The 24,157-nt window shown below is 70.1% G+C and carries 17 protein-coding genes; 3 read left to right on the top strand and 14 right to left on the bottom strand.

What is annotated here, in order from left to right:
* Positions 1 to 347: 347 nt before the first annotated feature.
* The 6 genes from AC0Z36_RS22235 to AC0Z36_RS22210 form a co-directional block, all read right to left on the bottom strand.
* A complete protein-coding gene (locus tag AC0Z36_RS22235) occupies positions 348 to 1,922 on the bottom strand; it encodes a succinic semialdehyde dehydrogenase (protein ID WP_485464763.1) in 1,575 nt (524 codons plus the stop codon).
* A 145-nt stretch (positions 1,923 to 2,067) separates the two neighbouring features.
* Positions 2,068 to 3,474 (bottom strand): dihydrolipoyl dehydrogenase family protein, encoded by a 1,407-nt coding sequence (locus tag AC0Z36_RS22230; RefSeq protein WP_485464762.1) that lies wholly within the window; start codon positions 3,472 to 3,474, stop codon positions 2,068 to 2,070.
* 76 nt (positions 3,475 to 3,550) lie between these two features.
* A complete protein-coding gene (locus tag AC0Z36_RS22225) occupies positions 3,551 to 5,491 on the bottom strand; it encodes a serine/threonine-protein kinase (RefSeq protein ID WP_485464761.1) in 1,941 nt (646 codons plus the stop codon).
* A 325-nt stretch (positions 5,492 to 5,816) separates the two neighbouring features.
* On the bottom strand, positions 5,817 to 7,622 hold the full coding sequence (locus AC0Z36_RS22220; protein WP_485464760.1) for a serine/threonine-protein kinase: 1,806 nt from the start codon (positions 7,620 to 7,622) through the stop codon (positions 5,817 to 5,819).
* A 291-nt stretch (positions 7,623 to 7,913) separates the two neighbouring features.
* The gene (locus AC0Z36_RS22215; protein WP_485464759.1) at positions 7,914 to 9,893 is read right to left on the bottom strand and encodes a serine/threonine-protein kinase; all 1,980 of its coding nucleotides are present in this window, start codon (positions 9,891 to 9,893) and stop codon (positions 7,914 to 7,916) included.
* Between the two features lie 287 nt (positions 9,894 to 10,180).
* Positions 10,181 to 11,890: a glycerol-3-phosphate dehydrogenase/oxidase gene (locus tag AC0Z36_RS22210; RefSeq protein WP_485464758.1), complete on the bottom strand. Its 1,710-nt coding sequence runs from the start codon at positions 11,888 to 11,890 to the stop codon at positions 10,181 to 10,183.
* Between the two features lie 71 nt (positions 11,891 to 11,961).
* Here AC0Z36_RS22210 and AC0Z36_RS22205 point away from each other — a divergent pair, with 71 nt between their 5' ends.
* Positions 11,962 to 12,441, top strand: coding sequence for a protein kinase domain-containing protein (locus AC0Z36_RS22205; RefSeq protein WP_485464757.1), 480 nt, complete (start codon positions 11,962 to 11,964; stop codon positions 12,439 to 12,441).
* Here AC0Z36_RS22205 and AC0Z36_RS22200 read toward each other — a convergent pair.
* The 4 genes from AC0Z36_RS22200 to AC0Z36_RS22185 all read right to left on the bottom strand — a co-directional run bounded on the left by AC0Z36_RS22200 (position 12,384) and on the right by AC0Z36_RS22185 (position 16,789).
* The gene (locus AC0Z36_RS22200) at positions 12,384 to 13,499 is read right to left on the bottom strand and encodes a GuaB3 family IMP dehydrogenase-related protein (protein ID WP_485464756.1); all 1,116 of its coding nucleotides are present in this window, start codon (positions 13,497 to 13,499) and stop codon (positions 12,384 to 12,386) included. The two genes, AC0Z36_RS22205 and AC0Z36_RS22200, sit on opposite strands and share 58 nt — an antisense overlap.
* Positions 13,500 to 13,600: 101 nt before the next feature.
* Positions 13,601 to 15,103, bottom strand: coding sequence for an IMP dehydrogenase (guaB, locus tag AC0Z36_RS22195; protein WP_485464755.1), 1,503 nt, complete (start codon positions 15,101 to 15,103; stop codon positions 13,601 to 13,603).
* A 287-nt stretch (positions 15,104 to 15,390) separates the two neighbouring features.
* Positions 15,391 to 15,999, bottom strand: coding sequence for an RNA polymerase sigma factor ShbA (gene shbA, locus AC0Z36_RS22190; protein WP_485464764.1), 609 nt, complete (start codon positions 15,997 to 15,999; stop codon positions 15,391 to 15,393).
* A 178-nt stretch (positions 16,000 to 16,177) separates the two neighbouring features.
* Entirely contained in the window at positions 16,178 to 16,789 is a 612-nt protein-coding gene (locus AC0Z36_RS22185) for a response regulator transcription factor (RefSeq protein ID WP_485464754.1), read from the bottom strand.
* A gap of 571 nt (positions 16,790 to 17,360) precedes the next feature.
* Here AC0Z36_RS22185 and AC0Z36_RS22180 point away from each other — a divergent pair.
* Positions 17,361 to 17,693: a WhiB family transcriptional regulator gene (locus AC0Z36_RS22180; protein WP_485464753.1), complete on the top strand. Its 333-nt coding sequence runs from the start codon at positions 17,361 to 17,363 to the stop codon at positions 17,691 to 17,693.
* A gap of 161 nt (positions 17,694 to 17,854) precedes the next feature.
* Here the strand turns inward: AC0Z36_RS22180 and AC0Z36_RS22175 are convergent, their stop codons facing one another.
* The 3 genes from AC0Z36_RS22175 to groES form a co-directional block, all read right to left on the bottom strand.
* A complete protein-coding gene (locus tag AC0Z36_RS22175) occupies positions 17,855 to 18,670 on the bottom strand; it encodes an SDR family oxidoreductase (protein ID WP_485464752.1) in 816 nt (271 codons plus the stop codon).
* 301 nt (positions 18,671 to 18,971) lie between these two features.
* Entirely contained in the window at positions 18,972 to 20,597 is a 1,626-nt protein-coding gene (gene groL / locus AC0Z36_RS22170; protein ID WP_485464751.1) for a chaperonin GroEL, read from the bottom strand.
* A gap of 157 nt (positions 20,598 to 20,754) precedes the next feature.
* Positions 20,755 to 21,060: a co-chaperone GroES gene (groES, locus tag AC0Z36_RS22165; RefSeq protein ID WP_485464750.1), complete on the bottom strand. Its 306-nt coding sequence runs from the start codon at positions 21,058 to 21,060 to the stop codon at positions 20,755 to 20,757.
* A gap of 315 nt (positions 21,061 to 21,375) precedes the next feature.
* Here groES and AC0Z36_RS22160 point away from each other — a divergent pair, with 315 nt between their 5' ends.
* On the top strand, positions 21,376 to 22,575 hold the full coding sequence (locus AC0Z36_RS22160; protein ID WP_485464749.1) for a class I SAM-dependent methyltransferase: 1,200 nt from the start codon (positions 21,376 to 21,378) through the stop codon (positions 22,573 to 22,575).
* Positions 22,576 to 23,003: 428 nt separating this feature from the next.
* Here the strand turns inward: AC0Z36_RS22160 and AC0Z36_RS22155 are convergent, their stop codons facing one another.
* A complete protein-coding gene (locus AC0Z36_RS22155) occupies positions 23,004 to 23,900 on the bottom strand; it encodes a polysaccharide deacetylase family protein (RefSeq protein WP_485464748.1) in 897 nt (298 codons plus the stop codon).
* Positions 23,901 to 24,157: the final 257 nt, after the last annotated feature.

Genomic DNA, 24,157 nt, shown 5'->3' with positions numbered 1-24,157 from the left:
TCACGATCCGGTACAACGCCACCGCGGGTCCCATTGCCTGGAAGTACGACGCACGGGCTGAGCACGCTCGTTACCAAGCCCGCCGTGCACGGGAGCGGGCACTGCGGGACGAGTACCACCGGGCGGCTTGACGGCCACAGAACGTGACCGTCAAGCCCCCGAAGGACTTATGAATCGCTGCACTAGGGCCTGTGTTGGGTCTCCCGCCGGATCAGGCCGCGTTGGCCGGCGCCGTGCGTCGCAAGGCGCCGGATCCGAACTCGTATCGGTCATACCTGGAGGATCCGGCAACGCCGCGAGGGGCGGTGCCGGGCGGCGCGGCCCCGGCGGGAGACCCAGCACAGGCCCTAGCGCGAGCCCAGGGTCTTCATCACCCGCAGCGACAGCGTCAGCGCGCGGGCCCACTGCTCGTCGCTCATGCCGAACGGCGCGGCGATCGGGATGAGCCGCTGGATCGCGACGGTCTGGCCCTCGGTGTACTTGGTGATGCCCTCGACGCCGTGGCGGCGGCCGAGGCCGGAGTCTCCCATGCCGCCCATCGGGGCGCCCGGGCTGCCGTACGCCGCCGCGTAGCCCTCGTTGACGTTGACCGTGCCGGCCTTGAGTTGCCTGCCGACGGCCATGCCCCGTTTGGCACTGCCCGTCCACACGCTGGCGTTGAGCCCGTACGACGTGGCGTTGGCCAGTTCGATCGCCTCGTCCACACTGTCGATCTTGTAGATCGACACCACCGGGCCGAAGGTCTCCTCGGCGCACAGCGTCATGTCCGCGGTGACCCCGGTCAGGACGGTCGGCGCGTAGAAGTACGGGCCTGCCTCCGGCCGGGCCTCGCCGCCGATCAGCACCGTCGCGCCCAGTTCCTTCGCCTGCTCGACGTGCCGGACGACGGTGTCCAGCTGGCGCTTGCCGGTGAGGGACCCCATGTCGGTGTCCCAGTCGTATCCGGCGGCGATCTTCATGCCCGTGATGCGGTCGAGGAAGCGCTCGATGAACGCGTCGTAGACCTTCGCGTGGACGTACATCCGCTCGATCGAGATGCACAGTTGCCCGGAGTTGGTGAAGCACGCGCGCACCGCGCCTTCGGACGTGCGCTCCAGGTCGGCGTCGTCCAGCACGATCATGGCGTTCTTGCCGCCGAGTTCGAGGGACGCGCCGATCAGCCGGGCCGCGGCCTGCTGGGCGATCTCCCTGCCGACCCGGGTGGAGCCGGTGAAGCCCACGTAGTCGGCGTTCGCGACGATCGCCGGGCCGATCACCGGGCCGTCGCCGACGACGACCTGGACGAGATTCTCCGGCAGTCCGCACTCGGTGAGCAGGTCCAGGGCCCAGAGGCAGGTCAGCGCGGTCTGGGTGTCCGGCTTCAGGACGAGGCCGTTGCCCGCGAGGAGCGCGGGGACCGCGTCGCCGACGGCCAGTGCGAAGGGATAGTTCCACGGCGAGATCAGGCCCACCACGCCCTTGGGGACGCGCAGCTCGATTGCCTTGGTGAGCACCGGCAGGGCACCCGCGCGACGGCGCGGCCGCAGGTAGCCGGACGCCCGGCGCGCATAGTGCCGGGTGGTGTTCGCGATGTCGAGGATCTCTTCGAACGCGTGCTTGCGCGCTTTGCCGGTCTCCGTCTGGATGATGTCCAGGATTTCATCCTGGCGGACCAGGAGGGCGTCGTGGAACCGCAGGAAGACGGCGGCACGGTCGCGCGGCGTGCGCTGGGCCCAGGCCTTCTGGGCCACGCGGGCGCGACTGAAGGCGGTCTGGACGTCTTCCGGAGTCGACTCGGGCATGTCAGCCACTGGTTCACCAGTGAAAGGGGCGCGAGTAGTCACCCGCGTTGGCATCGGGCCGGTGACCACGCGTCGGACGAGTCGCCCGACGGGGATCTCGGGGGTGGAGAGACCGGTTTCAGGGCGCAGCGTGTCCGTCATGCGCCCACCCTAGGCGTGGCTACTTTGCAGTAACAAGATCCGCTGATTGTGAGGTCGCGTTGATCATGGGAATCCCGCGGAGCGAAACAGGACAATTCGGGCGCACCGTCCACCGGATCCCCATGATCAACACGGCCGGGGGTGCTCAGCGCAGGTCGTGCAGCGCGGCTTCGATCGCCCGATGGAAGGTCGGGTACGCGTAGATCATGTTCAGCAGCACCGACACGGGGACCTTGGCGTGGACCGCCACTGCCAGGGCGCTCATGACCTCGCCGCCCACCGGGCCTGCTGACGACGCGCCGACCAGGGTGCCGGTTGCGCGGTCCTCGATGACCTTGATGAATCCCTCCGCGCGGTGGATCCAGCCGCGGGTGGAGCCGGCGAGATCGCTGATGCCGATCCGTACGTCCAGACCGGCGTCCCGGGCTTGACGCTCCGTCATGCCGACCGCGCCGACCTCCGGATCGGTGAACGTGACGCGGGGCAGTGCGTGGTACTCGGCGTCAGGTCCGGGTTCGCCCCGGCCGGCCGCGTGCAGGACGGACTTGGCGACGATCGCCGACTGGTACATCGCCACGTGGGTGAACGCGCCGCGCCCGGTGACATCGCCCAGCGCCCACACCGCGGAGGATGTGCCATCGGATGTGACCCGGCACTGGCCGTCGACCGGCAGCGCGCGGGCGTCGCTGTGCACGCCGATCGTGTCCGCGCCGATCGCCGCGAGGTCGGTGCGGCGGCCGGTGGCGACCAGGAGCTTCTCGGATTCGACGACGGAACCGTCGTCCAGGGTGAGGGTGAACTGCCCAGCCGCGTAGGAGACTTGCTGGGCGTGCTGGCCGACCCGTACAGCGATTTCCGCACGCTGGAACACCTCAGCCAGCAGCGCCGACGCTTCGGGGTCTTCCACCGCCAGGATGCGGTCGGAGCCCTCGATGACTGTGACTCTGGTGCCGAACCGGCTGAAGACCTGGGCCAGTTCGAGCCCGATCGCACCACCGCCGAGAACGGCGAGGGAGGCCGGTGCTTCAGTCGCCCTGACCGCCTCCTGATTGGTCCAGAACGGCGTGTCGGACAGGCCGCGCAGCGGCGGGACGAACGGGGCGGTGCCGGTGCCGATGACGATTCCGACGCGGGATTGGAAGGTCAGACTCCGGCCGGTCCCGGCGTCGTTGACTGCGACGGTGCGCGGACCGGTCAGGCGGCCGCTGCCGCGGATGAAACGCATGCCCTTGGCGGTGAGCCGGTCGACCGCGACCTTGTCGGACCAGTCGTCGGTGGCCTCGACGCGGATGCGCCGGGCCACCTGGGTCCAGTCGGGGCGTACGACGGCCGAACCGGCGAGGCCCCGGATGCGGTGCCCCTCGGTGAGCAGGTCGGCGGCGCGGACCATCATCTTCGACGGGACGCAGCCGTAGTACGGGCACTCCCCGCCGACCAGGCGCTGCTCGATCCCGACGACACTCAGCCCGGCCCCGGCGAGCAGCCCGGCGACGGCCTCGCCGCCCACACCGAGGCCGAGGACTACGACATCGACTTCTTCGAGCGGAGGCATTGAAACCCTTCTGAGCAGCGAAAATACTTCGGTTCGGGCCGGTACCCGGCCCGTGGGGCGGTCAATCGGCGCGCGTCTACCTGCCGCGGAACTCCTGCACCGCCGGGTTGAACACCGCTGCCTTCGCCGCCTCGAAGTCACCCTCGAAGGCGGCGAGGTAGATGGCGTAGTCCACGCCCGTGTTCGTGGTCACCATCAGGTCGATGGCCCGCGACGGGCGCTTCTCTGAGGTGTAGCCCTCCAAGGGGTAGCCGGTCCAGGAGAACTCGTACACCGCGGCCTTCCACCCGGCCTTGTAGTCGAACGGGGCGAGTTGCCACTTCACGTACCCGGCCCGGTCCTTGGACAGCGCTTTGTCGACGACCTTCGCGTTCCCCAGTGGGTCGTTGCCGAACTGGGTCAGGCCGATCCGCAGCAGTTGGTTCTTGTTCGGCGAGGTGTAGTCGATCTGGTCGCCGCTCACCTGGCGGGTCCAGCCGTTGGGCACGAAGAGGGAAAACCCCTTGGGGTCGGCGGTCCAGGTGTACCCGGCCCTGACCGGGCTGGTCGCGGTTGCCGTCCCCGCGGGTCCGCCCACGGCGGCCGGTACGGAACCCTGGTTCTGCGGCACACCTGTCGACGAACTGGACGTCTGCGCGCCGGGCGTCTGGTTCTGGGTCGTCGGCGCGCTGGGGGCGTTGTTCTGCGGGCCCGGGGCCACCAGACCGGGGGTGCTCGGGACGGTCGAGTCCTTGGCTTGGTTGTTGTTGTTTCCGTTGCCTTGCAAGGCAAGGGTGATCGCGACCCCGGCGGCGATGATCGCCAGCACCAGGCCGACCACCGCGAGGATCATCGGTCTCCGGGAGCCGGGGGCGGGGGCCTGTCGCGCGGCGTGGCCACCGCTGCCGCCCGGCGGCGGGCCGACCGGGTAGCCGTACGGGGCGTACGACGGGCCGCTCACGTTCGGCGGCGGAGACACGGTGCCCGGGTACGGCGTCTGGGGCGTGTGCGCCGGGTGCGCGTGGGCGCCACTGTCGTAACCGCCGGAGGACGGGATGTGCTGCGGCGGCGGGGTGTCCGACGTGCCTGTCGGCGCTGCGTAGAACTCCTGGGCGGCGGACTGCTGCTCGTGCGCCCGCGGGGAAATCCCGGTGGGCCCGGCGCCGTGCGGGATCACCGGCGGCCGCACCTGGGTGCCCTGGGCTATCCGCGCCAGGATCCCCCGGGCCTCCTCCGTGCTCATCCGCTGCCGGGGGTCCTTCCGCAGCCAGCCGTCGATCACCGGGCCGAGGGGGCCCGCGTGCCGGGGCGGGTCGTAGGTCTCCAGCATGATCGCGTTCAGGGTGCTGATCATCGACGTACGGTGGAACGGATTGCGGCCGTCCACCGCCATGTACAGCACCAACGCCAGCGACCACAGGTCGGCGGCCAGCGCCGGGGCGCGGCCCTCGGCCCGCTCGGGCGCGAGGAAGTCCGGAGTCCCGGAGAGCATCCCGGTGGGCGTGAGCGTCGCCGAGCCGACGACGGTCGCGATGCCGAAGTCGGTCAGTACGACGCGCCCGCGCGTCGTGATCAGGATGTTGCTGGGCTTGACGTCCCGGTGCAGGACCTCCTTCTCCTCCGCCGCGCACAGGGCGTCGAGGACCTTCAGGCCCATCGCGGCGGCCTCGTACGGCGGGAGGGTGCCGCGGCTGCGCAGGATCTCGTCCAGCGCCTCGGCTTCGACCAGTTCCATGACGATCCACGGGATGCCGCCGTCCTCGACCACATCGTGGATGACGATCACGTTCTCGTGGGTGACCCTGGCGGCCGTACGCGCCTCGCGCATCGTGCGCTCACGCTGGAGCTCGAGTTCCTCCTCGTCGAGATGCTCGGGGAGGCGCAGTTCCTTCACCGCCACATCGCGGTGCAGCAGTTCGTCGACCGCCCGCCACACCGTCCCCATGCCGCCGCGCCCGAGTACGGCGACCAGGCGGTAGCGACCCGAGACGATGCGGCCTTTGGTCCCGCCGATGTCGGTCAACGTGTTCTCCCCCACCTGCTGTTTTGTACCCGGCTGACTCGACTGGTGCGCGCTGTCCGGCTGTGTCCGGCTGTGTCCGGCTGTGTCCGGCCGATTCGGCCAAGGTGTCCGACGCGCACTTGAGCGACCGGCTTGGCCTACCGTCGGCCGCTCTCAGCCTAGAGACCGGCCGTAGCCGCTGAGCGGGCCGGTTCCCCCACAACTCCGCATCGGTCCCATGTCGGGTTCGACGCAGGGGAGTCCGGGTCGGATCCCGGGTAGCCCGGACAATTTGATTCGGTACGGCTTTGATTCGGTACGGCTTTGATTCGGTACGGCTTTGATTCGGTACGACTTCGAATCAGTACGGCGTAGCCGGGTTGGGGGAGGACCCGGCCTTGTTGTTGCCCGGATTGGCCGCGTTACCTCCGGCGGGGGCCCCGGAACCGCCGCCACCGTTCGCCGACGGGCTCTTCGGCGGCGGAGACGAAGCCGGGGGAGGCTTGCTGGATGCCGGAGGTTTGCTGGACGTCGGCGCACTCGACTTCGGGCTCGGCAGGCAGTTCCCGTGGCTGTCGCGGCCCCACTGGCAGTTCTTCGGCGTCGTCACGGTCGGTACGTAACCGCCACCACCCGGAACCGTGCCCGTGTTCTGCGGGGTCGGGGTGTCCCCGCCCCCGTCGTCGGCCCCGCCGGCCGGCTGCGAGGGGCTCTCGGACGCTGTGGTGCTCTCCGACGTGGCCGCGCCCGATTTGTCGGTGTCGCCTCCTGTGCCGCCACCGTTCGTCGGCTTCCACGGTGCCCAGATGAAGATCCCGGTCAGGAGCCCGATCACGACCAGCGCGCACAGCAGCGCCCGCAGTGTCCTGGTCCGCTGCCGGGACGGCAGTGGCGCGGTGGCGCCGAGACCGAACTCGGCCTGGGGCGAGTGCTGTTGTTGCTGTTGCTGCCCCTGTGTCGTCGCCGGGGTGTGCCCGTACGGAGGACCGGGCGGCGGCGCGGCCGCGTAGTGCTGTTGCGGCTGTTGCTGTTGCTGTTGTGATCCGGTGTCCCGGGTCGGGTGGCCGCCGGTGCTCCCCGGACGCGGATGGGTGCCCGAGTCGGCCGTCGACGGCTGCTGGTGGCCGTACGATCCGCTGGCGTAACCGCCGCCCCCGGCCGCAGGTGGTGGGGGCTGCTGCTGTGCCGCGAACCCCGGGTCCCCGGCCGAACCGACGGTCCCCCGCTGCCACGTCGGGATGGTTCCGGCGGTGGGCGGGTTGAGGCCCTGCGGGTTGTCGACGGTGACTTCGCCCGAGCCGTACGGGCCGGACTGCGGCAGCGGAGCGGGGATGCCGGGCCGGACTGCGACCGCGAGCAGCCGCTCCGTGGCCTCTTCGTCGGGCCGTACGGCCGGATCCTTGGTCAGCAGCGCCTCAATCGCCGGGCGCAGCGCCCCCGCGTGCCGGGGCGGGTCGGGGTCCTCGGTGAGGACGGCGTTGAGCGTGTCTATCGCGTTCGTACGGCGGAACGGCGAGCGCCCTTCGACCGCCTGATACAGCGTCACGCCGAGCGACCACAGGTCGGAGGAGGGCCCGGGGCGACGGCCCAGGGCGCGTTCGGGGGCGAGGTACTCCGGCGACCCGACGAGCATCCCGGTGGCGGTCAGCGTCTGCGACCCGACCACGGTGGCGATGCCGAAGTCGGTGAGGACCACCCGGCCCTGTGGGCCGAGGAGGATGTTGCTGGGTTTGACGTCGCGGTGCAGGACTTCGGCGTCCCGGGCGGCCTTGAGCGCCGCGACGACCTGCAGGCCGATTCCGGCGGCCTCCTCCGGGGACAGCCGCCCGTCCTCGTCGAGCACGTCACCCAGCGAGCGGGCGCGGACGAGCTCCATCACGATCCACGGCCGGTCGTTGTCCACGACCACGTCGAAGATGGTCACCACGTTGCGGTGCGAGACCCGGGCCGCGGCCCGCGCCTCACGGATCGCCCGGTCCTGCCGGATTCGCTGATCGACCTCGTCGAGGTCGTCGGGTATCCGTACTTCCTTTATCGCGACGTCGCGGTGCAGGAGTTCGTCCACCGCCTGCCACACCACGCCCATGCCGCCGCGGCCCAGTTCTTCGACCAGCCGGTAGCGTCCCGCGATCACCCGGTGCTGCGCCCCGCCGCCTGTTCCTGTCACGTCGCCCTCCCCGCGATTCCCCCTGGGGTCACGATAGGGACGGAACGGTCATCCCGGGAGTTCCCTGCGGGAAAGGAACACGGACGTAACAGGAACAGGTCGACGGGGACGGGACCGTAACTGATCGTCAGGCTTGACCGACCGGTTTTGGCGGTCGGGTCCGGGTTCGGGTCGGGTCCGGGTCGGGTCCGGGTTCGGGTCGGGTCCGGGTCGGGTCCGGGTTCGGGTCGGGTCCGGGTTCGGGTCGGGTCCGGGTCGGGTCCGGGTTCGGGTCGGTTCGGGTCCGGGCAGTCAGGCTTTGATCGTCAGCCGTTCGAGCGCGTGGTCGTAGTAGGACCCGGCGGTCACCCACAGCTCCTCGCGGCAGCGGATGGTCAGCCAGTAGCGCACTCCCCCGCCGGTCAGAGCCACAAGGTCCTTGCCGTGGAAGGCTGTTCCGTCGGGACCGTGCCAGACGTACTCCCACTCGGCGGCCTCCTGGCCGTCGTGCCGGAGGGTGCGCAGTTCCACCCGCCGGTAGTCCTCGCGACCGAATCCGTCGGGACGCTCCTGAACGCCGCGGGTGCTGCCGTGCTCGCGGTGCAGCACCGACTCCCCGGGGGACATGACGATGCCCCGGTCGACCGTGACGGTCAGCGATATCAGCCGGTCCGGGTCGGTGACGGAGATGCCGCCCTCGTCGTCGCGCGACCTCCAGCCCTCCGGTATGGGGAGGCTGAAGCCGACACTGGAGCCGCGCCGCAGGCGGGGCACCACCTGGCCGTCGACGAGCGGGCCGAGCAACAGTGCGACGCCGAGCACACCGAGGACCGGCAGCAGGTCCGGGTTCGTGTCAGTGAGGACCATCGCGCCGCCGCCGAGGACCCCGACGAGCATCGCGCCGGGCACCGCCCGCGCGATCCGCCGGTTCGGCAGGAACATCCACACGCACAGGGCGAGCCCGAGCAGCACGATTGTGTACATGCCGGCCCAGTTGCCCAGGTCGGCGAGCCAGCGGGCGGCGGCGGCGCTCGCGATCGCGAACAGCACGAGCACGGTGGCCCAGTGCCGGGACAGCCAGCGCGGCCAGCGCCTGACCTTGGACCGGAAGGTCGTGTCGGCCGCCGGCTCCTGGGGGATGCGCAGGTTGGTGACCGTGTCACCGGTGCTGCCGCGGGTGCCGTCCCGGGCTGGGGAGTCGGTCCCGCCGCTCTCCCGCAGGGCCGCCGGCGCCGCTTCCGCTTTGCGGAAGGACTGGTACGGGCTGCGACCCGGGTGGGGCTCGTGGGGCCGGTCGGACCCCGGCTTGCGGCGCGGCGCGGCGGGGGGCGGCCGTACGGCCTGGTCGTTGTGTCCTCCGCTGTGCACCACATGCCTGGTCCGCGTGCCGAGGGGGCGCAGCCGGCCGGGCCGCGTGCGGTCCCGCGGGTCCTCGGGCTGCGCCGCAGAGTGGGATTCGGCCGCCTCGACCGCGTCGAGCAGCCGCTCACGGACCCGGTCGGGCCCGGCCCGCCCGGCCGGTTTGCGGACGAGGAGGGCCCGCAGGACCGAGGCGAGCGGCCCGGCGTTGCGCAGTTCGGGGAAGCGGGCGGTGGCCACCGCCGCGAGGGTGGCCGCGTGGGTGGTCCTGCGGTAGGCCGGACGCCCTTCGGCGGCTTCGTACAGCGTCACGCCGAGCGACCACAGGTCGGCGGCCGGGCCGGGCGGCTCCCCCGCGACCTGTTCGGGGGCGAGGTACTCCGGGGAGCCGACGATGGTTTTGGTGTGGGTGATTGTGGCGCTGTCCTCGACCGAGGCCACCCCGAAGTCGGTGAGGACGACCCGGCCGTTGCGGGCGAGCAGCACGTTGGCCGGTTTCACGTCGCGGTGCAGGACCCCGGCGTCGTGGGCGGCCTCCAGCGCGCCGAGCAGCCGCAGGCCGAGCTCGGCCACCAGGCCCGGGGGCAGGGGGCCGTCCTTCTCGACCGCTTCGGCCAGGGAGGGGCCGCGGACCAGCTCCATGACGATCCACGGACGGTCGTCCTCCTCGGCGACGTCGAAGATCGTGACGACGTTGGGGTGGTCGATCCGGGCGGCGGCCCTGGCCTCGCGGAGCATGCGCGCGCACATCCTGGCGCGTTCGGCGTCGTCCACATGGCCGGGGACGCGCAGTTCCTTGACCGCGACCGACCGGCCCAGAACGTCGTCGACCGCCCGCCAGACCGTGCCCATGCCGCCGCGACCGATCACACCGACCAGTCGGTAGCGGCCCGCGATCACGCGCTGGTCGGGGTCCGGACTCGGGTCGGTCATCAGCTCGGGTCTCCCGCCTCACAGCTTCCGGGCCACCGGCCGCCCGTACGGGGTGGTCCACGGCAACACCGGAGTTGTCCTGCCATCCATCCTCAGGGCATTGCCTGACCAGGTCCACCGCTTCGGCGTTTTCCACCGGACGGCCGAGTCGCCCATCACCCGTACGGCCCGGTCCGAATGTTCTACGGAAGGCCCGTCGAAAGAAGGCTTCACAAAAACTCCGTCAGGCGAAAACTCCGTCAGGCGAGAGCGCCGTCAGACGAGAGCGCCGTCAGGTAGAAGCGCCGTCAGGCGAACGGCACGATCTCCTCGGCACCCATCCGGACAGCGTCCGCCGTGTGGTCGTCGGGCTGCTCCTGCGACTCACGCTCGGCCTCGACGCGCTTGAGGTAGTAGTCGACCTCGCGGCGCACCTGCTCGCCGGTCCAGCCCAGCGCGTCGGCCATCAGCCCCGCGCAGTCCTCGGCGGCCCGGACGCCCCGGTCGAAGGTCTCGATCGAGATGCGGGTGCGCCGGTCCAGGACGTCGTCCAGGTGCAGCGCGCCCTCGTGGGTGCACGCGTAGACCACTTCGGCGCGCAGGTAGTCGTCCGCCCCGTCGAGGGGCAGGCCCAGCTCCGGGTCCTTGGCCACCATGTCGAGGAGTACGTCGACCTGCGCGCCGTACCGGCCGAGCAGGTGTTCCACCCGTTCGGGGTGCAGCCCCGCCCGCTCACCCAGCGTGCCGCGCGCGTTCCACATGGCCTGGTAGCCCTCCGCCCCGGCCAGCGGCACGGTCTCGGTGCAGCTCCGGGCGACCCGCCGGTCCAGGCCGTGCACTGCGGCGTCAACCGCGTCGGCCGCCATCACCCGGTAGGTCGTGTACTTGCCGCCGGCCACCACCACCAGGCCGGGGACGGGGTGCGCGACCGTGTGCTCGCGGGACAGCTTGCTGGTGGCGTCGCTCTCCCCGGACAGCAGGGGCCGCAGGCCCGCGTACACACCTTCGACGTCCTCGCGGCTGAGCGGCACGGCGAGCACCTGGTTGACGTGTTCGAGGAGGTATTCGATATCCGTGCGGCTGGCCGCCGGACGGGCCTTGTCGAGGTCCCATTCGGTGTCGGTCGTGCCGATGATCCAGTGGCGGCCCCACGGGATCACGAAGAGTACGGATTTCTCCGTACGCAGGATGATCCCGGTGGACGAGTGGATGCGGTCCTTGGGGACGACGAGGTGGATGCCCTTGGACGCGCGTACGTGGAACTGGCCGCGTTCGCCGACCATCGCCTGGGTCTCGTCGGTCCACACGCCCGTGGCGTTGACCACCTGTTTCGCCCGTACGTCGAAGGTCTCGCCGGTTTCCTGGTCGCGCACATGGACGCCGACCACACGTTCGCCCTCGCGGAGGAACCCCGTCACCTTCGTACGGGAGGCCACGTGCGCGCCGTAGCCGGCGGCCGTCCGCGCCAGAGTCATCACAAACCGCGCATCGTCCACCTGCGCGTCGTAGTACTGGATCGCCCCGACCAGGTAGTCCTTGCGCAGCGCGGGCGCGGCCCGCAGCGCCTGCTTCTTCGACAGGTGCCGGTGCCGGGGCAGCCCGCGGGAGTTGCCTGAGGAGATCCCCATCGTGTCGTACAGCGCGACACCCGACCCCATGTACACCCGCTCCCACACCCGGTGCCTGAGCGGGAAGAGGAACGGCACCGGTTTGACCAGGTGCGGGGCCAGGCGTTGCAGGAGCAGACCGCGTTCCTTCAGGGCCTCCTTGACCAGCACGAAGTCCAGCATCTCCAGATAGCGCAGCCCGCCGTGGATCAGCTTGCTGGACCGACTGGAGGTGCCCGAGGCCCAGTCACCCGCCTCGATGAGCGCGGTGGACAGCCCGCGCGTCACCGCGTCCAGGGCGGTGCCCGTGCCGACGACCCCGCCGCCGACCACGACCACGTCGAGTTCACGTTCCGTCATCGCGCGCAGCGCCGCCACGCGCTCGTCCGGTCCAAGCGCTGTCGTCCGCACGTCAGGCCCCTTCTCTGTTTTTGGGTTCCGGGTACAAATGTGGCAGACCTCACGCGGCCCGCCACTCCACGGTGTGCCTGTCCGGTGGCACGAGTGCGCATCCGGACACCCCGCCGCCGCCCGAAGCGGCCAGGATCGGCCTCGACGTCCTGTCCGCGCTACGTGCCGTCCACGTCTGTGACGTCCTGCACCGGGACGTCGAACCGGCCAACGTGCTGATCAGGCCGGACGGCCGGACCGTACTCACCGGATTCGGGATCACCACGGTCGCCGGAAGTGCCACGATCACCGCGACCGACTCGCTCATCGGCTCACCGGAGTACGGCGCGCCGGAGCGCGCCCGCGGACATCAAATACATCTGCGAGCCCGCGCCGAACGGCGGAACCACCGGAGTGTGCCGCCGTTCCTGAAAACGCCGGAGGGCCCCGCCGCAGCGGGGCCCTCCGGGTGTACGGGATTACTCTCGCGTTGGAGAATTCCGTACGGAAAGACTCAGTTCGTCGGTGCGACGGTGACGCCGACCTGCTGGAACTTCTTCAGGTCGGTGTAACCGGTGGTCGACATCGCCCGGCGCAGCGCGCCGAACAGGTTCATCGAGCCGTCGGTGGCGTGCGACGGGCCGAGCAGCACCTCTTCGAGGGTGCCGACGGTGCCGAGGTCCATCCGGCGGCCGCGGGGCAGCTCGGGGTGGTGCGCCTCGGACCCCCAGTGCATGCCGGAGCCGGGGGTGTCGGAGGCGCGGGCGAGCGCCGAACCGATCATCACCGCGTCCGCGCCGCAGGCCACCGCCTTGGCCAGGTCGCCGCTGCGGCCCACGCTGCCGTCGGCGATGACGTGCACGTAACGGCCGCCGGACTCGTCGAGGTAGTCGCGGCGGGCCTCGGCCACGTCGGCGACCGCGGTCGCCATGGGCACGGCCACGCCGAGCACGCTGCGGGTTGTGTGCGCCGCGCCGCCGCCGAAGCCGACGAGGACACCGGCCGCGCCGGCCCGCATCAGGTGCAGGGCGCCCTGGTAGGTGGCGCAGCCGCCGACGATGACCGGCACGTCGAGGTCGTAGATGAACTGCTTGAGGTTCAGCGGCTCGGAACGACCGGACACGTGCTCGGCCGAGACGGTGGTGCCGCGGATGACGAAGATGTCGACGCCCGCGTCGATGACCGTCTTGGAGAACTCCGCGGTGCGCTGCGGGGACAGCGCGGCGGCGGTGATCACGCCGGAGTCGCGGATCTCCTTGATCCGGGCGCCGATCAGCTCTTCCTTGATCGGCTCGGCGTAGATCTCCTGCATGCGGCGTGTCGCGGTCGCCTCGTCGAGGTTGCGGATCTCCTCAAGGACCGCGGTGGGGTCCTCGTAGCGGGTCCACAGACCTTCGAGGTTCAGGACGCCCAGGCCGCCCATCCGGCCGACGGCGATGGCGGTCTGCGGGGAGACCACCGAGTCCATCGGGGCGGTGAGGAAAGGCAGTTCGAAGCGGTACGCGTCGATCTGCCAGGCCGTGGAGACTTCCTGCGGGTCGCGTGTCCGCCGGCTGGGGACGATCGCGACATCATCGAAGTGGTACGCGCGACGGCCGCGCTTGCCTCGACCGATCTCGACCTCAGTCACGGATACGCCTTCCTAACCTGTGGGACAGCTCTGTACAGCGGGGTGCCGTACAAGGGTAAGGGCGGCCGGACCATTGTGGTCCGGCCGCCCCGATGCTGAGATCAGCGCGCGCTGTAGTTCGGCGCTTCGACCGTCATCGTGATGTCGTGCGGGTGCGACTCCTTGAGCCCGGCCGAGGTGATGCGGACGAACCGGCCGCGCTCCTGGAGGTCGCCTACCGTCGCCGTGCCGGCGTAGCCCATCGACGCGCGCAGGCCGCCGATCAGCTGGTGCACTACCGCGCCGAGCGGGCCGCGGTAGGGCACCTGGCCCTCGATGCCCTCGGGGACGAGTTTGTCCTCGGAGAGCACGTTGTCCTGGAAGTAGCGGTCCTTGGAGTAGGAACGCGCCAGGCCGCGGGTTTGCATCGCGCCCAGCGAACCCATGCCGCGGTACGCCTTGAACTGCTTGCCGTTGATGAAGATCAGGTCGCCGGGGCTCTCCTCGGCGCCCGCGAGCAGACTGCCGAGCATGACCGTGTCGGCGCCGGCGGCGATCGCCTTGGCGATGTCGCCGGAGTACTGCAGGCCGCCGTCGCCGATCACCGGGACACCGGCGGCACGGGCCGCGAGGGACGCCTCGTAGATCGCGGTGACCTGCGGGGCGCCGACACCGGCGACCACACGGGTGGTGCAGATCGAGCCGGGGCCCACGCCGACCTTGATGCCGTCGGCACCGGCGTCGATGAGCGCCTGCGCGCCGTCCCGGGTGGCGATGTTGCCGCCGATGATGTCGATCTTGGTGTTGGCCTTGAGCTTGGCGATCATGTCCAAGACGCCGCGGGAGTGTCCGTGCGCGCTGTCCACGACCAGGAAGTCCACCCCGGCGTCGATCAGCGCCTGCGCGCGGACGTACGCCTCGTCGCCGGCGCCGATCGCGGCACCGACCACCAGACGGCCGTTGGCGTCCTTGGTCGACAGGGGGTACTGCTCGCTCTTGACGAAGTCCTTGACCGTGATCAGGCCGTGCAGCTTCCCGGCCTCGTCGATCAGTGGGAGCTTCTCCACCTTGTGGCGGCGCAGCAGTTCCATCGCCTGCGGGCCGCTGATGCCCACGTGCCCGGTGACCAGCGGCATCGGGGTCATGACCTCCCGCACGCGGCGGTTGTGGTCCACCTCGAAACGCAGGTCGCGGTTGGTGACGATGCCCAGGAGCCGGCCGGCCTCGTCGGTGACCGGGACGCCACTGATCCGGAAGCGCGCGCACAGGGCGTCGGCGTCGTGCAGGCTCGCGTCCGGACCGATGGTGATCGGGTCGATGACCATGCCGGCCTCGGACCGCTTCACCAGGTCGACCTGGCCGGCCTGGTCCTCGACCGGCATGTTGCGGTGCAGCACGCCCACACCGCCCTGGCGGGCCATGGCGATCGCCATGCGCGCCTCGGTGACGGTGTCCATCGCGGAGGACAGGAGGGGAACGCGCACGCTGATGTTGCGGCTGACCCGGGAGCTGGTGTCCACCTCGCTCGGAACCACGTCGGAAGCGCCCGGGAGCAGCAGGACGTCGTCGTAGGTCAGTCCCAGCATCGCGAACTTCTCGGGTACGCCGTCGGCCATGACAGTCATGACACCTTCCGATGTGTGTTCCGTCCGGCGCCTGCGCCATGGCCGGCGACCCGTACGGGTACGCCACAGCCGGGAACGCGCCACTGCGGAGCGAAGGTGACGGCTGACAGGGTTCGCAAGAGGAGAACGAACCCGGTAGGGCGTGGCTTCGCGGAGCAGATGGGACCGCGGGGCTCGGAGCGGGTGGGATGTGTCCCCCAATGCTACTGGGCAGCGGGGGGTCGTCCGGTCCGGACTGCGGTTCTCCGGAAGGACCGGGGGCCGGCCCGCCGGTCACAACAGGCGGGCTACGCGGTTTGTTCCGCCTCGGCCAGGGCGCGCAGCCGGTTGAGCGCGCGGTGCTGGGCGACCCGGACTGCACCCGGGCTCATGCCCATCGCCCGCCCGGTCTCCTCTGCGGACAGGCCGACGGCGATCCGCATCAGCAGCAGGTCACGCTGGTTGTCCGGGAGTCGTTCGAGGAGCCGCCGGGCGTGTGCGGCGTCACTGCGCCGCACCACCTGGTCCTCGGGCCCCGGGTGGTCGTCCACGGCTTCGGGGAGGTCGCAGGTCGGCACGGCGGCCCGGAAGGCGGCCCGCTGCACGTCCACGACCTTGTGCGCGGCGATGCCGAACACGAAGGCTTCGAACGGACGGCCCTCGTCGCGGTAGCGCGGAAGCGCGGACAGGACGGCCAGGCAGACTTCCTGGGCCACGTCGTCGGCGGCGTGCTCGGCACCCGCGACCCGGCCGAGCCGGGCCCGGCAGTAGCGCAGCACCATCGGCCGCACGTAGGCCAGGAGTTCGTCAGTGGCTTCGACGTCACCCTGCACCGCGCGCAGCACAACGGCACGCATGACGTCCACGCCGCCGTCACCGTCAGCGTGCACGCCAGCTCTCTCCGGTGTGTCCGGCATGCGCTCGGGGGTCCCGCCCATGCAATCAGTATGCCGGGCGTCGGGCCGTAACGAGTCCGGACGGCAGTCCGGAGTTCTGCGACCTCGCGGCCGCACGGCCCGACACCCCTGTGACCCGCGTCCCGGAGAGCCTTCGAAAATCTTCGAAAGCCTTCCGGACCACAAGCCGTTTGCCGGTTCAGCGCACGAGACCCCACCGGAAGCCCAGGGCGACCGCGTGTGCGCGGTCGGACGCCCCGAGCTTCTTGAAGAGCCGTCGCGCGTGGGTCTTGACCGTGTCCTCGGAGAGGAACAGCTCACGCCCGATTTCGGCGTTGCTGCGCCCGTGGCTCATGCCTTCGAGGACCTGGATCTCGCGGGCCGTGAGGGTCGGAGCGACCCCCATGTCCGCGGACCGCAGCCGTCTGGGGGCGAGCCGCCAAGTAGGGTCGGCCAGCGCCTGGGACACGGTCGCGCGCAGTTCCGCCCGCGACGCGTCCTTGTGCAGGTATCCCCGGGCCCCGGCGGCGACCGCGAGGGCCACCCCGTCGAGGTCCTCGGCCATCGTCAGCATGATGACCCGGGCGCTGGGGTCGCCGGTGAGGAGCCTGCGCACCGCCTCGACACCCCCGAGCCCCGGCATCCGGACGTCCATCAGGACAAGGTCGGACCGCTCCGCACTCCAGCGTCGCAGCACCTCCTCACCGCTGGTGGCGGTGGTTACCCGCTCGACTCCGGGGACGGTAGCGACCGCACGCCGGAGCGTCTCCCGGACGAGTGGGGAATCGTCGCAGACCAGGACGGTAGTCATCGCAGGCCTCCGCAGCAGATCCGCGTCACGTTGAGCCTCCACGCCTGTTGCATGTTCATGTCGTATATGGCCGATCCCAGGTCCGGGAGGCACCCCGGCTCGCTCTCGTCGACCGCCTCACCCACCACAACGAGCATCACTCGAAAGGGTTACGGGGGTTGTTCCAGAAGCCCCGTCCGTGTCATCCGGCACCGACGGTCCCGCGGATACCACAGCGAGCGGCCCCGAAGCGGGACACGCCGACCCGGTCAACGGGTTGGGCGGAGCGCGCGGCACCACCTCCGGAATTTCGGCGCGGACCAGGGGTCGAGTCCATACAACAAGTAGGGCCGGTTGGGCCGATTCGACCAACTTTTTCCCACATGTACGCATAAGACAGATATCTGCATGGAATTGATCACTTCGTGACGCAGTCTGGAGACCTTTCGATCGCCGGTTCTCGACGGGTACGTGTACGCACCCGTCGGCCCCGCGCCCGGCGTCCTCCATCGGCACTGGCTCCACCGGCTCCGCCTGCACGACCCGTCCGGCAACAACCCACGGAACGCCCCTGACACCCAAGGGACCAGTCATGGCAGATTTCTCCCGACTCCCCGGACCGAACGCCGACCTGTGGGACTGGCAGCTGCACGCCGCCTGCCGCGGAGTCGACAGCGCGCTGTTCTTCCACCCCGAAGGCGAGCGCGGCGCGGCGCGGATCGCCCGCGAACAGTCAGCGAAGGAAGTGTGCACCCGCTGCCCGGTACTCGAGCAGTGCGCCTCCCACGCCCTCAAGGTCCGTGAGCCCTACGGCGTGTGGGGCGGCCTCACCGAGGACGACCGGGTGGAAATGGACCTCAAACGCCGCACTCTCAACCGTAAGGAGATGGTGGGCCTCATGAAGAACACCCCCGTACGCCATTGACCCTGGCAAACCCCCACGAAGGCACCCGGGCGGCCCCGGGCACGCCGACGGCCCCGGAGCGCACAGCCAGTGCGCGCCGGGGCCGTAACGGCCGTTGTGCGGCCGGTGAGGCTGCGCTGACCCGAAGCGGGGGCCGCCTCGGAGTACGGGGCTGATCAGCCCTACAGGCCCGCCATGTCGAGCTCCCACATCTTCGGCCACTCGGTCGTACGGAAGGCGGCGTCCATGCCGCCGTCGCAGAACAGCACCGAGCCGACGAAGAACGTGGACTGGTCACCGAGCAGGAAGGCCGCCAGGTCCGCGATCTCCTCCGGGCGCCCGCCCCGCCCGGCCGGGATGACCGCCAGGAACTGCGCCATGCCGTCAGCGGTCAACGGGTCGACCTTGCCGGCCGCCGTCATCGGGGTCTCGATCAGGCCCGGTGCGATGGCGTTGAGCCGGATGCCCTGCTGGATGTACTCGGCGGACTTGGCCCGCGCGTACCAGGCCAGGGCGGCCTTCGCCGCCGGGTACGACTGCACGCCCGCGTAGTCGCCGAAGACCTCAAGACCCCTGACTGCCGCGGCGAAGTCGCCGGCGAGCAGCGCCTGGGCGACCTCCACCGGCCAGTTCGGCTGAGTGGTGGTCGAGTTCGAGCTGACCAGCACCACGGAGGGGTTCTCACCCCGCGCGAGGGCCGGGCGCAGGCCCTCGGCCAGTTCCACCGCGCCGAGGAAGTTCACCGCGAGCATGAGCTCCGCCGAGCGGCCGGTCGCCGCGGCCAGACCAGCGAACGGGATGAAGCCGTCGAGCGTGCCCGCGCACAGCTCGGTGACCGTGGCGACCGCCTCCTGGCGGCCGCCCGCGGTGCTCAGGTCGACGTTGACGTCGGAGCCCTTGAGGTCGACACCGATGACCCGGTGGCCGTCGGCCTCAAGGCGGGCCTTGGTGGCCGCGCCGAGTCCGGATGCCGCACCGGTGATCGCGTAAGTCGCCATGGTGTTCCTCACTTCAGCTCAGATGGGGGCAGGTCGGACGGGCACAGGTCAGCCGGGCACAGGTCAGCCGGGCACAGGTCGGACAGCGGCAGACCAGACAGCGGCGGATCAGTCAGGGCCAAGCCGGACAGGGCCAAGCCGGGCAGGGCCAGGCCGGACAGGGCCAGGCCGGACAGGTGCAGGCAGCCGACAGCGTACGCCGACGTATGGTCGAAAAAGGAGCAGGCCCGGCCCCCTTACGGGGACCGGGCCTGCTACTCGTTCAGCTACCGGTCGGGCTACCGGTCCGACTACTCAGCGACTAGTGCGAGTGGCCGTGGCCACCGTGACCGGCCGGTGCTTCCTCATCCGCCGGCTTCTCGACGACGAGAGCCTCGGTGGTGAGCAGCAGGGCCGCGATGGACGCGGCGTTCTGCAGCGCGGAACGGGTCACCTTGACCGGGTCGATGACGCCGGCCTGGAGCAGGTTGACGTACTCGCCGGTGGCGGCGTTGTAGCCCTCACCGATGTCCATCGCCTGAACCTTGTTGACGATGACATAGCCCTCCTGGCCCGCGTTCTCCGCGATCCAGCGCAGCGGCTCGACCATGGCGCGGCGGACGACCGACACGCCGGTGGCCTCGTCGCCGGACAGACCCAGGTTGTCGTCGAGCACCGAGGTGGCGTGCGCCAGAGCGGCGCCGCCGCCGGCGACGATGCCCTCTTCGATGGCCGCGCGGGTCGCCGAGACGGCGTCCTCAAGACGGTGCTTCTTCTCCTTGAGCTCGACCTCGGTGGCCGCGCCGACACGGATGACGCACACGCCGCCGGCCAGCTTGGCCAGGCGCTCCTGGAGCTTCTCGCGGTCCCAGTCCGAGTCGGTGTTCTCGATCTCCGACTTGATCTGCTTGACGCGGTCCGCGATGCCCTCGGCGGAACCGGCACCGTCGACGACCGTGGTGGCGTCCTTGGTGATGGTCACGCGACGGGCACTGCCGAGCACCTCAAGACCGGCCTGCTCCAGCTTGAGACCGATCTCCGGCGCGATGACCTGGCCGCCGGTGAGCACGGCCATGTCCTCCAGCATCGCCTTGCGGCGGTCGCCGAAGCCCGGGGCCTTGACCGCGACGGCGTTGAACGTGCCGCGGATCTTGTTCACGACGAGCGTGGACAGGGCCTCGCCCTCGACGTCCTCGGCCACGATCAGCAGCGGCTTGGAGCCGCCGGCACCGATGACCTTCTCAAGCAGCGGCAGCAGGTCGGCGAGTGCGCCGATCTTGCCCTGGTGAATCAGGATGTACGGGTCTTCCAGGATCGCTTCCATGCGCTCCTGGTCGGTGACCATGTACGGCGACAGGTAGCCCTTGTCGAACTGCAGGCCCTCGGTGAACTCCAGCTCGAGGCCCATGGTGTTCGACTCTTCGATGGTGATGACACCATCCTTGCCGACCTTGTCCATGGCCTCGGCGATGAGCTCGCCGATCTTGCGGTCCTGCGCGGAGAGCGCGGCGACGTTGGCCACGTCTTCCTTGCCGTCGACCTCGCGGGCGGTCTTGAGGAGCTCGTCGGAGACCGCGGCCACGGCCGCGTCGATGCCCTTCTTCAGACCCGTCGGGGTCGCGCCGGCCGCGACGTTGCGCAGGCCTTCGCGTACGAGGGCCTGGGCCAGGACGGTCGCGGTGGTGGTGCCGTCACCCGCGATGTCGTTGGTCTTGGTGGCGACCTCCTTGGCGAGCTGCGCGCCAAGGTTCTCGTACGGGTCGGTGAGCTCGATCTCACGGGCGATGGTCACACCATCGTTGGTGATGGTCGGCGCGCCGAACTTCTTGTCGATGACGACGTTGCGGCCCTTGGGGCCGAGCGTCACCTTGACCGCGTCGGCGAGCGCGTTGACACCGCGCTCCAGGGAGCGGCGGGCGTGCTCGTCGAACTGCAGGATCTTCGCCATGGGAAAATCAGTCCTTACCGGTACGAAAGCGTCCTCGCTGATACCGGGCTCCAACGTATTGCGAGCCCGGAAAAGCTGTGAAAAAGAACTGCGCCCCGGTCCCCGGGCCGTGGCCTGGGCACCGGGGCGCAGTCAGGTACTACCGAGTTCTAGGAACTCACTTCTCGATGATCGCGAGAACGTCGCGCGCCGAGAGGACGAGGTATTCCTCGCCGTTGTACTTCACCTCGGTGCCGCCGTACTTGCTGTAAAGAACGACGTCACCGACCTTGACGTCGAGCGGAAGACGCTGACCGTCTTCGAAGCGACCCGGACCGACGGCCAGGACGACGCCCTCCTGGGGCTTCTCCTTGGCAGTGTCCGGAATAACCAGGCCGGAGGCCGTGGTCTGCTCGGCTTCGAGCGTCTGGACCACAATGCGGTCCTCGAGCGGCTTGATGGCAACCTTGGTGCTGGTCGTCATGTCGACCTCCCCCTTCGGAGAATCACGGGGTGATGGCTTGGGTGGCGACGTGGAACAGGCCCGTCGTCGCGGGTGCCGGACCATCACATCGCATTGGCACACTCACGGGGAGAGTGCCAGTGGAGACATTAGGACGCGGTTAGCACTCCGTCAACCAGAGTGCCAGAACGCGGCGCGTCTTGACTGCCTTCCCTACGGGCAACGAACCAGGTGGATCAAGCATTCCCGACCCGCCCGACAGACTTCCCCTGTGTGCCGCCACGGGACTGTCGGACCGCACCGTCACCACAGGTGGGGACAGGCGAGAATGGTCCTGTGGCCACCGAAGACCGTGCCGACGACCGTACGGTCGAGGCGTTCCAGACCCTGCTGACCGACGAGGGGCAGGGCCTGCTGGCCGCGCTCAAAGATTTCACCCAGGGCGAAGAGATCGGCCTCGCCACCCGGCTGCGCCGGGACCACGCCCCCGACCGCGTCGCCACCGCCATGGCCCAGGCCCGGCTGCGGCAGCGGGCCAGGGTGAAGTTCGGCACGGACGCCGACCGCATGTACTTCACGCCCAACGGCGTCGAGCAGTCCACCAGGTCGTCGGTGGCCGCGCACCGGGCGGACCGGCTCGCCGCGGCCGGTGTGTCGAAACTCGCCGACCTGTGCTGCGGCATCGGCGGTGACGCCCTCGCGGTCGCCCGCCGGGGCATCGACGTGCTTGCGGTCGATCTCGACCCGCTGTCCTGCGCGGTGGCTCGCGCCAACGCCCTGGCGTTCGGCCTCCAGGGCCGGATCACCGTCGTGCGGGCGGATGTGACGACCGTCGACGTCGACGGCTGCGACGCCGCCTTCCTGGACCCGGCCCGGCGCGGGGCCCGCGGCCGGATCTTCGATCCGGAGTCCTACTCGCCGCCGCTGTCCTTCCTTGACGATCTCGTACGGAAGATCCCCCGCGGCGCTGCGAAGGTCGCCCCGGGCATCCCGCACGAGGCCGTCCCCGAGGGCTTCGAAGCCGAGTGGGTGTCCGACTGCGGCGACGTGAAGGAGGCCGTGCTGTGGTGGGGCTCCCTGGCGACCGTGCCGCTGCGGGCCACCCTGCTGCCCACGGGCACCACGCTGACCGCCCAGCGGGCCCGCCAGGCCCCCGTCGGACCCGTCCGCCGCTACCTCTACGAGCCGGACGGCGCGGCGATCCGGGCGCATCTGGTCGCCGAGGTAGCCGAGACCGTGGAGGGCACGCTGGTCGACGAGACGATCGCGTACGTGACCTCCGACCGACTCGTCCGCACACCGTTGGCGACCCCGTACGAGATCACCGACGTGCTGCCGTTCGGGATGAAGAAGCTCAAGGCGCTGCTGCGGGAGCGGCGCGTGGGCAACCTGACGGTCAAGAAGCGCGGCTCGGCGGTGGAGCCCGAAGAGGTCCGCCGCCAGGTGAAGCCGTCGGGTCCGAACGCCGCGACGGTGATCCTGACCCGAGTGGCGGGGGCCCCGACGATGATCGTCGCCCAGCCGGTACCCGACTGACCCCAGCGCCCCGAGCGCGCCCGGAGGGCGCGGCCCGACCGGGCGACGCGCGGGCGCCGAACGACGACTGAGCGCAGCGAAGACGGCGTGAGGAAAACGCCCGCGCTTGGAGCCCGGCAACAACACAGCGAGGGCGCGCAGCGCCCCGAGCGCGCCCGGAGGGCGCGGCCCGACCGGGCGACGCGCGGGCGCCGAACGACGACTGAGCGCAGCGAAGACGGCGTGAGGAAAACGCCCGCGCTTGGAGCCCGGCAACAACACAGCGAGGGCGCGCAGCGCCCCGAGCGCGCCCGGAGGGCGCGGCCCGACCGGGCGACGCGCGGGCGCCGAACGACGACTGAGCGCAGCGAAGACGGCGTGAGGAAAACGCCCGCGCTTGGAGCCCGGCATCAGAACAACCCGCGCTTGGAGCCCGGCAACAACACAGCTCAACCGATGTAGTCGTCCAACTTCGCGACGGTGAACCCCTGCTCCTGGATCTTCCGGAACAGGTTGCCCATCATCCCGGTCATCGTCTCCTCGTTCTTGAGGTCCTTCAGGCCGCGGAAGTGGGCCAGGATGATGTCCCCTGGCTGCAGCTTCTTGCTGGCGTCGACGTACTGCATGTCGTGGATCTGCATCGACTCGCGCCACAGGACGACCGCGCCGACGCCACAGGACCCGGCGACCTTCAGCGTGGTGTCGTTGGAGTTCCCGTACGGCGGCCGCAGCAGCGTGGGCCGCTTGCCGAACTCCTGCGCGATGCGGTCTTGTTGCCCGCAGATCTCCTTGCGTTGTTTGGCTTCGTCGACCGCGCGCAGGTTCGGGTGGGTGAGGGTGTGGTTCTGCACGGTGTTGCCCAGTGCCTGCAACTGCTTGAAGTGGTCCGGGTTCTGTCGCACGTAACTGTCCGTGAGGAACATCGTGACCGGGATGTTCAGGTCTTTGAGCATCTCGACGAACTTCGGGTCCTTCTCCGCACCGTCGTCGATCGTCACGAACACGATCTTCTGGTCGGTGGGGATGCTCTTGATCACCGGCGGATTCGCGGTGTCGGCCTTGACCGGCTTGACCGCCGGCGGCGGTGGAGCGGGCGCGAACGGCTTGAGGTCCCACTTCGAAGCGGCTGCGGCGGCGTCGCCTCCAGAGGCGCCCGTGCCCGGCCGCGGCGCGGCAGAAGACCCCGGCTTGCCCGGAGTCGCGGCGGAATCGCCCGAAGCCTGGTTCTTCGGACCGGAGGAGTCGGCCCCGGAGTCGCCCGAGGAACACCCGGTCAGCGCAACGGCGGTGATGACTCCGATCAGCAGCGCGCACGCCGCGGACCTGGAACGTCGTAGGTTCGCCACGTTTGTGCTCCTTGTCAACGTCAACCGCGACGTCAGATCCGGTCGCCAGCCGATCGAACTACTGCATAAATCAAAGGTGTTCCTACCGAGCAGGATACGATCACCGATCACCCCACGGGTGGTTGGGGGAACTTTCCCGGACACGTTGGGGCACCTGGGGTACGGAAGCTGTTGCCAGACGATTCCAGGGTGCAGACTTCGTCCTTGAGAACATGGCGCGTGCGGCGGCGCGACGCCATGAGCCACCTCCCGACCCG

It is taken from the genome of Kitasatospora sp. UYEF31 (assembly GCF_057291755.1).
This window is presented reverse-complemented; position numbering and strand designations above follow the sequence as displayed.

Excerpts from the sequence above, each read along its gene's own strand:
- AC0Z36_RS22235 (WP_485464763.1), bottom strand. The coding sequence starts at position 1,922 with ATGACGGACACGCTGCGCCCTGAAACCGGTCTCTCCACCCCCGAGATC.
- AC0Z36_RS22230 (WP_485464762.1), bottom strand. The coding sequence starts at position 3,474 with ATGCCTCCGCTCGAAGAAGTCGATGTCGTAGTCCTCGGCCTCGGTGTG.
- AC0Z36_RS22215 (WP_485464759.1), bottom strand. The coding sequence starts at position 9,893 with ATGACCGACCCGAGTCCGGACCCCGACCAGCGCGTGATCGCGGGCCGC.
- guaB (WP_485464755.1), bottom strand. The coding sequence starts at position 15,103 with ATGACTGTCATGGCCGACGGCGTACCCGAGAAGTTCGCGATGCTGGGA.
- shbA (WP_485464764.1), bottom strand. The coding sequence starts at position 15,999 with ATGCCGGACACACCGGAGAGAGCTGGCGTGCACGCTGACGGTGACGGC.
- AC0Z36_RS22185 (WP_485464754.1), bottom strand. The coding sequence starts at position 16,789 with ATGACTACCGTCCTGGTCTGCGACGATTCCCCACTCGTCCGGGAGACG.
- AC0Z36_RS22180 (WP_485464753.1), top strand. The coding sequence starts at position 17,361 with ATGGCAGATTTCTCCCGACTCCCCGGACCGAACGCCGACCTGTGGGAC.
- AC0Z36_RS22175 (WP_485464752.1), bottom strand. The coding sequence starts at position 18,670 with ATGGCGACTTACGCGATCACCGGTGCGGCATCCGGACTCGGCGCGGCC.
- groL (WP_485464751.1), bottom strand. The coding sequence starts at position 20,597 with ATGGCGAAGATCCTGCAGTTCGACGAGCACGCCCGCCGCTCCCTGGAG.
- groES (WP_485464750.1), bottom strand. The coding sequence starts at position 21,060 with ATGACGACCAGCACCAAGGTTGCCATCAAGCCGCTCGAGGACCGCATT.